10 protein-coding genes are annotated in these 13025 nt (G+C 53.1%); 8 read left to right on the top strand and 2 right to left on the bottom strand.

The annotated features are described in order from the left end of the window. Positions 1-368: 368 nt before the first annotated feature. A complete protein-coding gene (locus W02_RS00160; RefSeq protein ID WP_173043623.1) occupies positions 369-605 on the top strand; it encodes a PepSY domain-containing protein in 237 nt (78 codons plus the stop codon). A gap of 186 nt (positions 606-791) precedes the next feature. On the opposite strand, the gene W02_RS00155 is transcribed toward W02_RS00160, so the two are convergent. Continuing rightward, a complete protein-coding gene (locus tag W02_RS00155; RefSeq protein ID WP_173043621.1) occupies positions 792-2384 on the bottom strand; it encodes an inorganic phosphate transporter in 1593 nt (530 codons plus the stop codon). 289 nt (positions 2385-2673) lie between these two features. On the opposite strand from W02_RS00155, the gene ppk1 reads away from it, so the two are divergent. Continuing rightward, on the top strand, positions 2674-4821 hold the full coding sequence (gene ppk1, locus W02_RS00150; protein ID WP_173043619.1) for a polyphosphate kinase 1: 2148 nt from the start codon (positions 2674-2676) through the stop codon (positions 4819-4821). Between the two features lie 143 nt (positions 4822-4964). On the opposite strand, the gene W02_RS00145 is transcribed toward ppk1, so the two are convergent. Then, on the bottom strand, positions 4965-6101 hold the full coding sequence (locus W02_RS00145; RefSeq protein WP_173043617.1) for a hypothetical protein: 1137 nt from the start codon (positions 6099-6101) through the stop codon (positions 4965-4967). Positions 6102-6838: 737 nt separating this feature from the next. On the opposite strand from W02_RS00145, the gene W02_RS00140 reads away from it, so the two are divergent. The 6 genes from W02_RS00140 (at position 6839) to W02_RS00115 (ending at position 13015) form a co-directional block, all read left to right on the top strand. Further along, positions 6839-8506 carry a CorA family divalent cation transporter gene (locus tag W02_RS00140; protein ID WP_173043615.1) on the top strand — a complete coding sequence of 556 codons (1668 nt, stop codon included), beginning with the start codon at positions 6839-6841 and terminating at the stop codon, positions 8504-8506. A gap of 118 nt (positions 8507-8624) precedes the next feature. After that, the gene (locus W02_RS00135; protein ID WP_173043613.1) at positions 8625-9416 is read left to right on the top strand and encodes a hypothetical protein; all 792 of its coding nucleotides are present in this window, start codon (positions 8625-8627) and stop codon (positions 9414-9416) included. Positions 9417-10015: 599 nt separating this feature from the next. Then, the gene (locus W02_RS00130; protein ID WP_173043611.1) at positions 10016-10225 is read left to right on the top strand and encodes a hypothetical protein; all 210 of its coding nucleotides are present in this window, start codon (positions 10016-10018) and stop codon (positions 10223-10225) included. A 31-nt stretch (positions 10226-10256) separates the two neighbouring features. Beyond that, entirely contained in the window at positions 10257-10793 is a 537-nt protein-coding gene (locus tag W02_RS00125; RefSeq protein ID WP_173043609.1) for a hypothetical protein, read from the top strand. Positions 10794-11227: 434 nt separating this feature from the next. Next, a complete protein-coding gene (locus W02_RS00120) occupies positions 11228-11980 on the top strand; it encodes a hypothetical protein (RefSeq protein ID WP_173043607.1) in 753 nt (250 codons plus the stop codon). Between the two features lie 21 nt (positions 11981-12001). Further along, the gene (locus W02_RS00115; protein ID WP_173043605.1) at positions 12002-13015 is read left to right on the top strand and encodes a glycosyltransferase family 1 protein; all 1014 of its coding nucleotides are present in this window, start codon (positions 12002-12004) and stop codon (positions 13013-13015) included. Positions 13016-13025 lie beyond the last annotated feature (10 nt).

Genomic DNA, 13025 nt, shown 5'->3' with positions numbered 1-13025 from the left:
TTATCATAGGATTCGAGCCTCCAAACGATGGGGTGAAACCTCACCCAGCGGTCAATCGTTAATTCACCATACACGCGTCGGAAAGCAATCCTTCGACCTGCATCTCATGACATTCAGCGGTAAAAATATACCTTCATGAAACAGGGCCGATAGAAAATGTATAGATGAGGAACCATACAACTAAATTACCGGCCAATTACGATAGGGTTAATTTGCACTGTGGAAACTGGCCGTCTGCGTGATGCGTACTCAACATGCCGATTTGACAGCACTGCTCCTTAGCTATTACCCTTGTCGCGCTTCGGCCTACAGGCGGCATTGACGGCTTGCGGTGGCCTAATCTGAAAACTGAACGAATGGTGGTCTTCGTGAAGGATAGAAAAAAGAAAATCGCGCGGGCTCAGGCGTCTTCCCTCCCCATTGATCAAGCCATTGAGAAGGTTCAGCGGAAGATTCGAGGAGTCGTGACAGATGCCAGCCTGAAGGGCAATTCAAAGGACGTGCATTGGAGAGTCAAGGTATTGACTCCGGAGGGATTCGTAAAAGTGTATGTTGATGCCCATTCGGGTGAAATCCTCGAAGCATGGGCAGAGGATGAATCCTAGTGTCTGGTTTGTCACAATCTCCTTAGATCCAGCGTGCGCCAACCTGACCAATTCGTTGCCTCTTGGACAAAAGGACGGTCCGTCTCTCTCTCCTATTGAGGCTTAATCTCGCTCCTGGTTTTCGACATTCAAGTCACATCGCCTCCGTAACTTCCTGTCTTTATAGTAACCGGACATCATAAGCCATTACGCGGTGAACTGCCGGAGCAGCCAGTACAATGTTCCTGCCAGCAAAACGGACATGGGGAGGGTCAATACCCAAGCCGTAGCAATGTTCCGTACAGTCGTCCAACGCAGGCCTGATTTATTGGCGGCCATTGTTCCTGCTACGCCGGAAGAGAGCACTTGCGTAGTACTTACTGGCAATCCAAAGACATCCGCCGCCCCGATCGTGGTCATGGCGACCAACTCGGCAGCTCCACCCTGAGCATAGGTCAGATGAGCTTTCCCGATCCGCTCGCCTACCGTGACGACGATCCGCTTCCATGCGACCATCGTTCCCAGACCCAGTGCAATGGCGACGACGATTTTTACCCACGTGGGAATGAATTTCGTCGCTTGGTCCAGAGCCTGACGATACCGCTTGAGAACTTGTGCCTCCTCTACGGAAAAACCAGGATTCTTCAGCTTGTCCATTTTGCGCAACGCTTCGTTCATGAGGTACATGTCGTTACGAATGTTGCCCCTCATGTCATCCGGAACATTCCCGTACGAACCATATTGCGCGACCTGATTTGCGATCGAGTTCATCAAGGCTTGCATTGAGGCAAGCGACGCTTCATCCATTTCTCCCGTCTGCACATACCGCGTCACATTGGCATGCATATCCTGCTCGGCCTTCAGCTGAGAAGACGAAGTGCGGACGGCCATAATCTGAGAAGCTTGCTGCGACGTACTCACGAAACTCTGCACGTGGGAAGCCGGCACGGCACGGTCTAGTGCATAGGCCATCGGCACGGTTCCGATCAGGATGAGCATGATCAATCCCATGCCCTTTTGCCCGTCGTTGGATCCGTGGGCAAAACTCACCCCGGTACAAGTTAATACGAGCAAGCTGCGCACCCAGAGCGGAGGAGGCTGTTGTCCCTCTGGAGCACGAAATAAAGCCGGATTCTTGGTGAGAACCTTCATCACAAGCAGCAGCAGTGCGGCGCATACGAAGCCGATGAGAGGAGATAGTAGCAAGGAGTAGCCGATTTTGGTGGCCTGGCTCCACTCTACTCCGCTCGTGGCATTACCAGGTTGCATAAGCTGATTGGCCAAGCCAACACCGATAATCGAGCCGATCAAGGTGTGTGAACTCGAGGCTGGCAATCCCAAATACCAGGTCCCCAGGTTCCATAGGATGGCGGCGATGAGTAAGGAAAACACCATGGCAAATCCGGCGCCGCTTCCGACTTGGAGGATCAACTCCACCGGCAGCAGGGCAATGATTCCAAATGCGACGGCACCGCTTGAGAAAAGAACTCCGAGAAAATTCCAAAAGCCCGACCAGAGAACCGCCGCTTGTGGTGGGAGTGAGTTTGTATAGATGACTGTGGCGACTGCATTGGCTGTATCGTGAAATCCGTTCACAAACTCAAAGCCCAGCGCGATGAGCAGGGCAATGCCCAGCAACACGTAGGGGAGTTCCACTCCAATTCGTATTGAGGACAAATCGAGAAATAGCTCATAGCCGGCATAGGTGAGCCCCGCGGCAAGTGCGCCCGCAATAAACACCATAATGGGGCGACTTGAGGAATGCGATTCACCTGGAAATGTGGTGGTTGCGGCGTGCATGAGGCCTCCCAAATTGTGAACAGCGAGACGGCCGCATCTTGCACGATCCGGATTACAATCGTGTTACCAAAAGAAGTTTTTTAATGGCCACTGTGCGGGAAATAATTGTGCCATGGGCGGTCGTCCAGGACCAACTTACTCTCTAGCATTCTCAAGAGTTAACCAGGAAGTCATCATGGTGTAACGTCTTCGCATTATCGTTGCTCTACCTAAGAGCATTGTGGTGAAACCGTTTGGTTCCATGGTGAGTTCTTATTGAGTAAGCGTTGGAATTGACTTAAAACAGACCATGTCCATCAGTCCAAACCCGAATCTAGATTCCGGGCTCCCTTCGAACGAAACCGTTCAGAACCTCGACAGTCCGAATCTGTTTCTCAATCGAGAACTGAGCTGGCTGCAGTTCAACCTCCGTGTGCTCGAAGAAGCGGAGAATACAGGCTATCCCCTGTTGGAGCGAGCAAAGTTTTTAACTATCTTCGCAACGAATTTAGACGAATTCTTCATGACGAGGGTCTCCGCCCTCCGACGTCAAGTAGCCGCAGGAGTGGGCGAACCCCCGCCTGACGGCATGACTCCTTCGGAACAGATGTTGGCGATTTGTCGCGAAGTCACACCGTTGCTTCAGCGGCATCAATCCTGTTGGCATGAAGATATCTGTCCTAAATTATCTGAAACCGGCATACACGTCTTGCACAGCAAGTCTCTGACGGAGAAGGAACGACTCCGTCTTCGCGATTACTTCTGTGCGGAGATCTTTCCCGTTCTGACGCCGTTAGCAATCGATCCCACCCATCCGTTCCCCCATGTCTCAAATCTAAGTTTTAACTTGGCCGTCATCGTCAAAGATCCCGACCGGGGGGAATGTTTCGCCCGTGTCAAATTGCCTGGTGGGTTCAAACGCCTGATCCCTATCCCTGAGGAATCACCAGCGTCGCTTCAAGAGACCCTGTTGGGAAGCGAATCAAGGATTTCGCGGTTTGTATGGCTGGAAGATATTGTGGCGGATAATTTGGATCTGCTCTTCCCGGGCGTAGAAATTGTGGCTTCGTATGCATTCCGCGTGACGCGGGATGCCGATTTGACTATCACCGAGAATGAAGCGGCGGATCTCCTGACGACGGTGGAACAACAGCTCGATCTCCGGGAGTTCGGATCCGCCGTTCGGCTGGAACTCGAGGCCAAAACACCGAGTAGTATCGCAGATATCCTCATCGGCAATCTCCAGTTGTCGCCTTATTTAGTGTATTCTGAAAACGATCCCATCGGAATGGCAGGAATCGCAGAGCTCACGGCGCTCGACCGACCGGACTTGAAAGATCCATTTCACGTTCCCGTTGTTCCTCCGATTTGCACCCAGCCAGGCGGAATGTTGGCGGCCGTCCGCCAGCAGGATATCTTGCTGTTTCACCCCTACGACAGCTTCGTGCCAGTGGTCGATTTCATACGTGAAGCGGCAAATGATTCGGCGGTTCTTGCCATCAAGCAGACGCTGTATCGCGTTGGCGCGAAGTCCCCCATTGTGGACGCACTACTGGAAGCCCGGATGAATGGCAAGCAGGTCGCCGTCTTAGTTGAACTCAAAGCGAGGTTCGACGAGGAAAGCAACATTGAATGGGCTCGCAAACTTGAGGACGAGGGTGTGCATGTCGTGTATGGAGTGCATGGCCTGAAGACTCATGCGAAAACGTGCCTCGTGGTACGCCGAGAGTCCGAAGGGATACGGCGGTACGCCCACCTCGCGACAGGCAATTACAATGTCGCCACGAGCCGCATTTATACCGACCTCAGTTATTTCACCTCAGATCCCGTTATCTGCAACGACGTGTCGGATCTGTTCAATGCACTGACGGGATATTCACGCAAACCGGCCTACGACAAGTTGCTCATCGCACCCAAGCTTCTGCGAAAAGAGCTGATTGATCGAATCGAGCGTGAAATCACACATCACCAAGCGGGCCGTGACGGCTACATCGCATTTAAAATGAATGCATTGGTCGATAAGGCCTGCATCCAGGCGTTGTATCGTGCGTCACAAGCGGGAGTGAAAATCGACTTGCAGGTGCGAGGCATTTGCTGTTTGCGGCCTGGCGTGCCTGGACTGAGCGAAACGATTCGAGTCGTGTCCGTGGTCGGGCGGTTCCTAGAACATGCGCGGATCTACTATTTCAAGAACGGCGGACAGGACGAAGTGTTCGCGGGAAGTGCGGACCTCATGCCTCGCAATCTCGATCAGCGAGTTGAAATTCTGTTTCCCGTGACACCTCCACATTGGCGAGACGTGCTTATTACCGAAATTCTTGGCATCGGTATACAAGACAATGTTCAAGCTCGGGAGTTGCAACCAGACGGAACCTACCGACGTCTTCATCCATCCGAAGGTGAGTCACCGATCCATTCTCAAGAATGGTTCATGTCCCGCTGGAAGTCTCGGTACTAACAGTTCCTCACCTTACGCCACGCGCGCGATCAACCTAGCCTAAGCGCCTTTCTGAAAGCTCACCCGCCTGATTCTCATGCTTATGTCACGGCGGCTATGCAAGGACCGGTGACTTTTCGCTGTAAGGCTGGAGGCAGTTCCGGCTACCTCAATTCAAGAACCGATATCGCAATGGAAACCGTGATCAGCACGATAATGATCCATTCCAAGAGTTCCATACGCTGCACGCTGGCGCGATCGGACATCTTGCCGTAGATGCTATTGAGGGTATCTAATTTTCGCAGAATGCTGGCGTCCCAGGCCTCCAAGTGGAATCGCTGGGATACAAGACGATACACACGAGCCAAGTATTGATCGCCCAGCAACTTGAGCGTATTGGTTACCCGCTCAAAAAGAAGTGCCCCATCAACTTGCAACTGCGCAATGTGCGTGGTGTCCTTGTGGTAAGAGCCTGGCAGTTGTAGAAGCTTCGGCTTGCGGGACAAGGCCTCATAGGCTTGGTCCAGGGCTCGATCAAGTTGTTCGTCCAAAGTTCTCATTTCAAGTAATTCGACATTGGCGAACTCGAGAACCGCCCTCACGTCATCCATATCCTTCCCGAACAGTACCGCTGCGTGCCAATCGATAAAGACGGCATCGTCCGTCCCGAATGAAATCCGACATGCAGTCGCATCGGCAATTTCCTGGTCCGAAAGCGGTGTCCGCTCGCCGCGAAGGATCCGAGCGAGTTCTGCTTCCCGGTTGATCCAAACCGGGGTCTGCTGCAAGGATGAGCAGCTCTCTATCGCAAAAACGAGATAATCTTCCTCTTCGTGGCCAATGTTGGGACGATCGATAGCATCCCCCAAGGCCTGAACGAGCTGACCGACCCGAAGGCGTGACTCCTTCAGCAACTGATCATTTTCATAGAGCATTTCACTCAGTTCCAGCAGGTCATTGAATGGGCCTTTTAAGGCAAATCGATAGGTAATCGTGACGGCACCGAAGTCATACACCATAATTTCAGTGGTGGGAGCTGACGTATACCGGCCTAATAATAATGATGCTCCCTCTTGGATTAAGCGAAGAGGAGCAGGACGGTAGTCGAAATATTGTGGAGCCCGGGCAGTGTGCTTCAAACGCCCGCGTTCCGTGTCCTGTGACAGGCGGCTACCGGCCTGCTCCAGGCTGATAGAAGAGCCCACATCGTAGGCGAAAATGGCATAACACGTTCCTTTATCTATCGTAAGTGATGACGTCTCCCGAGCAATACACGTATGTTCTGGCATTAACACTTGCACGAAGATCGCCTCCTTTTTTCGCACATAATGCTCACGGTTAAGAGGCATCACGAAGTTGGTGAAACATTCTCCTAACCGGTTCGTCCTTCAAGCTCTCCACCGCCTTATTCAGACAGCTAACCGGTGACTATGCGACCCCGAGAGCCGCTATGGCAACGGGTCGACAATTAATTTACACATCCGTAATCCGAAGATAATCGATCGGAAATCTCTACTTCTTATCCTCGTCACAAATAGGAGGTTCACCCTGACAGTTGGAAGAGAGCTACTAAAACGACCACTTAAGTGCCCTGCGGTATGGATCCCGATCGTCTAACAGAGCTATCTGTTCATTAAGATGCATGGCCACAGAAGTATTCTTTGACCGATCGCACGTTCCAGTCCTTAACGCCAACCCAACGGCCACCCAAGGGGTCATGGCACAAATCCATACAGCGTGGAAGACAGGCAGCAAACCAGTTGCGAGAGAAGCGTAAGGCAATCGCGCTATGCTACCTACCGACCGGATGTGTAAACCGGAAGTCGTCAATGTCGATTGACCATTTCTGCATCGCATCTGCGAGCCGCACCATCGAGAGGTTTCTCAAACCTCCGCATATTCAGCTTACCAGGTCATATGGACACCGCGGCAGACGCGACATCAACAGAGAGGTCTGACTTAATGAGGGCTCCCAATTTGATAGCCGCTCATCTCGATTCGAGAATACGATCCGTGCTCCTCGTATAGGAAGAACCTCATGGCCGATCCCAGTATCCTTCAAAAGGACAAGATAGTCCGGCACTTCAGACAAATCCTGCTCTGGCCTTTGCAATTGATGCCTATCAGTGAACGCGCACCGATTCAGAAGCATTGGGAGCGGCTGCAAACACCCGGCGAAGACAATCCCTGGGACGAGTTGCAGGACGAGTTCACGGGTGATCCCGTTCTGTTTCAGGAACGGCACTACAGCGAGTTCGTCACATTTCTCCCGTTTGTTCAACGTTTTTTGTACGGTGAAAGCAAAGGTAACGGGGCGGCCATCCTTCAGGGATCCTCCATACGCGTATTTCGACGCAACGACATTGCACAAGTGAAGATGACGTTCTCCGACCCGCACACCGAACCGCTGATTCTGACGGTGGCGCATGTGGATCTCTATTTCTTCTATGACATCGACCTGGCGATTCTTGTCGTTGAGGTCTACGGCGACGAGGTCCCGCTTCCCCTTGTACAGAATGTTTTGTTCCGCTTTGGCCGCTGTTATCCCACCTACTGGGAACCGGACGGACAAGGAGGTCATTGCGCCAAGAACGTACAGTGGCTGTCCGCAGAGGGCAACATTCTGGCAATGTCCGACTATGAAAACCGTGAGAGATATCTTTCTTTCGTCTGCCGGTATCGGTCACCGTGCATGGCCTCTCATTGGGAGTACTTACTCAAACCATTGGTGCTGCACCATTCGGGACAAAAAGGTCTCATCCGTTATCGACAGATCGAATACCATCTGATGCCATTAATGGCGTATCTCGTCATGGACGATCCCGAGTCCTTGAGCCGTGAGGAATTCGTTCAGCTAGGCTTGGCATCCGCACCTTCCGCACCAGACTCACCCCTCCATTCCGGAAGCCACCTGCGGGATTTCGAAGAGCGGTTCTGTTACGACCGGTATTGGAATGGACAGGGACGGGAACAGGCAGGGACTCGGTTCATGTGTACCGGACGGGTGTTTACCATGGTGGGAGACCGCAATCGCAGGACATTCATCGGACGCAAGACAGACCTGGAGCAGTTCCGGCACGAGTATTTTCTCCTCTTTCTCATTTCTCATTTTCATAGAGCGGCGCTGCTGATGTTACAGGACCGCTTGGTCGATGTGACCAACCGCCTGGAAGTCGAGAGTCTCCAGTCGGTACGAACGTTCCGGCGCACCATCCGTCAAATGTTGGGCATCTTTCTTCGATTTACCCAGCGGTATTGGTTTCGCGAAGTCTCGGATCACACTCAAGCAAAAGAACTCTTTCGCATGGTCAGCGAACATTTGAGCACGCAGCGGCTGTATGACGAAGTGCGAACCGCCATCGAAGACATGAACCAGTATCTCGATAGCGATGCGCTGCGCAGGCAGGGTGAGACAATGGTCCGGTTGACTGTCGTTGCTACCGTCGGCTTGATTGGGGTGGCGACAACCGGTTTCCTGGGAATGAATCTGTTCGCGATGGCTGACGAATCAGCCATCGCACGCTTCCTGGTGTTCATGCTTGTCCTCATTGTAGCCTTCATCGTGACATTCTATACGGTCCTGAAATCCAGCCGCTTGGCCGACTTCCTGGAAGCGCTTGCTGATGAGCGCAGGTCCTCGAAAGCAAAGCTCGCTGCGTTCACCAGGGTATGGAACAACACCCTGAGCACAAAGAAGACACCGTAACAGCTCAACGCTTGGCTGATTTGTATCGTCATCCCTTTCAATGCCCAGAATCTCTGATCCATAACCCACGGACAGCACGTCCGGGAATACACCAATCCCGAGAGTAAGATTGTCCATCATGAGAACTGCTCCGTTCTTTTCCAAAGACGAAACCCGGCCGGTCCAGTCGATCCTTTTCGCCTCAGGCCTCTTGCTTAGTACCGTAACGGGATGTTCTTTTCTTATCCCCTCGACCAACCATGCAACGGCATCTGAACGGCATTGCACTCCCGCAACTCCCCTTTCCTTCTCACAAGGGCGTGGATACGATTCCATTACGGGTGCGGTCGACGATCCCAATATTCCGCTTTCGCCACAGGCACTCGAGGTAGCCAGGGTGATGGACGTACTGCCGATTCTGTCCGAGATGGCAGCCCTTCAATTTCATGGCCAAATCCGAAGTATCGAATATTTAGAATTGCGGCAGGCATTGACCGATCGCCTGTTGCTCACGATGTTTGAGGTGTCGTCGGCTGTGGCAGAAATCGTGTGCGAGCGCGATCGGGCAGATCAGGTTGCCGATCGTATGGAAGAAATCGATTCCGCCATCGTCAGACAGTTGACCTTGATTTCAATCCTTATCAGCGGGGTGGCCGCAGCGGTGTCTGGTGGTCTCGGCTTGGCTGGCGGATCCAGTACGGCCAGCGATGCTTTGGGCGTCGCCGGAGGCGCACTCGCATCGCTCTTTGGAGGGACGGCTCTTTTTGCTACGTCGAAACAGGAGTTCCGTCACGAGCGGAACCTGCTCAAAGAGGTGTGGGACAATCCCCGGCAATCCTCGGTCATCTCACCGACAGTCTGGCGATACCTGCAAGCCAGCCATAAACACCCTTTATCCACAGCACGCGACGAAGTGGTGAACGCCTGGTAGCAGCAGGGCCGCCTCGGAGAGCCGGAATCGGATGTCCAGCTGCAACGAATTCCGATATTCTTCGGTCCGGGAGGAATTTATACTGCCACGGATTTGCGAGCCAGAGCCTCGATGCTCGAAACACTGGAAGCTCAGATCCAGCTGCTGATGGAAGAATTAGAGCTGTTTCTCCGAGAATTCATTGAACAATACGGGGCCAAACCCCTTGGGCAGGCGTACCGAGGTGGGGCCTTTTCACGACCGCCATTAAGAAATCCTCCTTTAGTCCTCGGGCAACTACATCAATCCTATTCTCCACCTTGAGATCAGCTTCCGGCCAACCAAACGTTCTTTGGATTTCATAAGCAAATCGCAAAGCAACGTGAAATACCACTTGTGATCCCATCCGGCCAACCCGTCTCTTTCTTTTGATATCTCAAGAAAAGGCTGTGACTTGCTCACTGTGAGACGCCACAGCGATTAGCGCGCCAGGTACATTCACCCACAGCAGTTGATACCGTCAGGCCGTTCGAAACAACACAACCGTAACAAGATCGCAACGTGGCGGTGACAACAACCAACTACTCTGAGCTTCTCCGTATGAAGTAAGAAGGTACTTTGTGACGGCACAGACACGGGAGAAAGAGCTTGAGCGTCGTCGGACATTGTTACAAGCAGCGGCCACGGGAGATGGGCTCGCTCAACAGGAACTGGAACGCGAATATCACGTCCGGGTCTATTCGTCTACAGAGCTGGAAGACATGTACGAACGTTCTCTGTCTGACGACCTCCCCAGCCACAATGACTGTGATCCTGACGAATTCATGTGAGCAGGTCTGTGCCGCAACAACCAAAGGAGTCATGATGGCAAAACCGAGTCTGCATGGTTTGAACCGGACCAATAAAGCGGCAGAGATCGTCCTGGCCACCGCACTACTTGCTTGGCCTGTAGCGGCAGTTTCTGCTACCGATGATTTTGGTACAGAGGTCGTTGAGAAGCACCTGCGCAACCTCTCTATGCGCTGGTTTGGAATCCAGGACCCGCTGGGGGCGTCCGCACCTCCCACATCCGGCCCATATCGCACACTGACTCAGGCTGCATCAACACAGGTTCTTCTCGCAGATGGACTCCAGGCGGAATCCGTGACCCGAAGCGTCGGCGATTCAGCTGACATGCTCGCCTTTTTGCCGGCCGGTGACAGTCCGACACATCTGATGTTTTGCATCGAGGCCAGCAGGCAAAATCTGGGAACTCTGCTCCCGGAAGGACTTGTGCAAAAATTCAATCCAGGAATGCAGCGTGTTCGGCTAAGGGATGGGGCTGTTGAGACCCTCGTGCGCGGAACAGACGGTTGCGATGGGATCCGTCGAACCCCTGGGGACCATTCTCTTTACTGAGGAGCGAACGGACGGCGGCGCCTACGAGATTATCAATTCATGGCAACTGTCGAATAGCTGATCGGTAATCCTGCCCATCCCTTTATATGTTCCGTGTATGTGAGGGGGCAATGAAACAGCCCTTCACCGACGACTCGTGGAGGCATGACGCAATATCTAAAATCCCTGACTCTACATGACCCTGTGTCTTGCTGATGTTCCAACCTAGTCCACAGTCTTGGCTTCACCAGAATGCATCAACGGTCTCGCATAGAGGCGAATATTTACCCCGCGTTGGCTCTGCAGTTATCTGTTTGTAACGTCCGTGGGCCAAGCTATTGAGGAATTGCCTGTTTCCACCTCAATACATCCTTGCTGTCGACGCAGTGGAACCTTTGCGAAAAGGCCTGCAACCCATCTATACGTTGCCGGGAGCGAGGTGAGGCATCCTTCTCATGTCATATGCATCTCAGAGCATGCGTGCCGGATGTCTCCTCGTTAGTTTCTTCGTGGTCAATCTATTAATCCTGAAGATGCCGGGTTACGCCCAACGCGACGAAATGCCTGCCGGCTACCCGTATTCATTGGAATCCACCCTGCAGGAACTCCTCGAGCACGTGAAGAAAGAAGGCCCTTCGTCCGCTCTTCTAACGAAACTGGCAGAGACATATTTTGATCTCGCCGATGATCTACTGACGGATGACGTCGCGCGACGAACGACTTACGAAATGGGTGCGAATATGGCCAAACAAGCGTTCCAGTTAAACGACGCCAATGCTGACGCCCATTTCTTTTACGCCATCAACCTCGGCAGTGCTGAACGACTCAAGGGGATGACAAGCGCAGCGCTGGTCCTCAGCGACATACGGCATTGTCTGGAACGAGCGATAGCGCTCAATCCCGCTCACGCACAGGCTCTACAAATGATGGGAGGACTTTTGCTGGAGTTGCCTTGGTTTCTTGGCGGAGATGAAAAAAAGGCTCAGGCCTACCTCGAGCAGGCCATCCGCGCCGATGGCAATTTCATGCACGCCCGGATCCTCGCGGCGAAACTGTATCGGAAGCAGGGCCGTCAGCGAGATGCTGTACAACAGCTTTTGGCGGTAATTCAGGCTGATCGGCCGCACTATGCCTATACATGGGAAAGAAAGTACAAACCGGAGGCGGAGCGGCTTCTCCAAGAACTCGAACGCTCTCCAGCCCCGTAGAAAGGAACCACGGGTGCACCGATGAGAATTGCCATTGTCACTGACGCCTGGCGTCCTCAAGTGAACGGTGTCGTGCGGACACTGGGCCACACCGCCGAAAATCTGGCGGATTTGGGGCATGATGTGCAGTTCATCACTCCACAGGATTTTCGAACCTATCCATGCCCCACGTACCCATCGATCCGCTTGGCACTATTTCCCAAATCAGGAGTACGACGAGCACTTGAACGGTTTCGACCGCAAGCGATCCACATCGCTACAGAGGGTCCTCTCGGTCATGCGGCGCGCGCGTTATGTCTTGCCAGGTCGATGCCGTTTACGACTTCCTATCACACGCAATTTCCGGAATACGTTCGCGCGCGGTTCCCCATTCCAACTTCATGGTCATATGCCTACCTGCGCCAGTATCACGGCCGGGCGTCTCGCACCATGATAGCGACGCCGTCCATGAAGCGTATCTTGGAAGAGCGAGGGTTCAGAAATTTGGACATTTGGGCGAGAGGGGTCGATACGAACCTGTTTAAACCTGGTCCAAAATCGTACCTCAATGATCTGAGACCCATAGCGATGTATATGGGAAGAGTGGCGGTGGAGAAAAACATAGAGGCGTTTTTACGTCTCGATGTGCCAGGAACGAAGTATGTCGTGGGGGACGGCCCAGACCTAGAGCGACTGCGAACCCGCTATCCAGACGCACGGTTTGTAGGGGCCAAACATGGGCTAGAATTGACGGCCTATGTGGCAGCGGCAGATGTCTTTGTGTTTCCAAGTCTTACTGATACCTTCGGTCTCGTCCTTCTGGAAGCTATGGCCTGCGGCGTGCCGGTGGCGGCATATCCGGTCACAGGGCCGATCGACATCATTCAGAATGGCACGACCGGAGTGACTGATCCCGATCTTCGCAAGGCAGTCATTGACGCGCTCACGCTTGATCCTGATGCCTGTATCGCGTATGCGCGGCAACATTCCTGGAGGAAGTGGACGGAGAGGTTTGTCTCGCTGTTGGAGCCCTTTAAGGAAAAAAGCTGGGAATGAGTCGGTTCGT

The sequence above is a fragment of the Nitrospira sp. KM1 genome, from assembly GCF_011405515.1.
Classification (GTDB): domain Bacteria; phylum Nitrospirota; class Nitrospiria; order Nitrospirales; family Nitrospiraceae; genus Nitrospira_C.
Note: the sequence above shows the minus strand (reverse complement) of the source record. Positions and strands in the feature narration are given on the sequence as shown.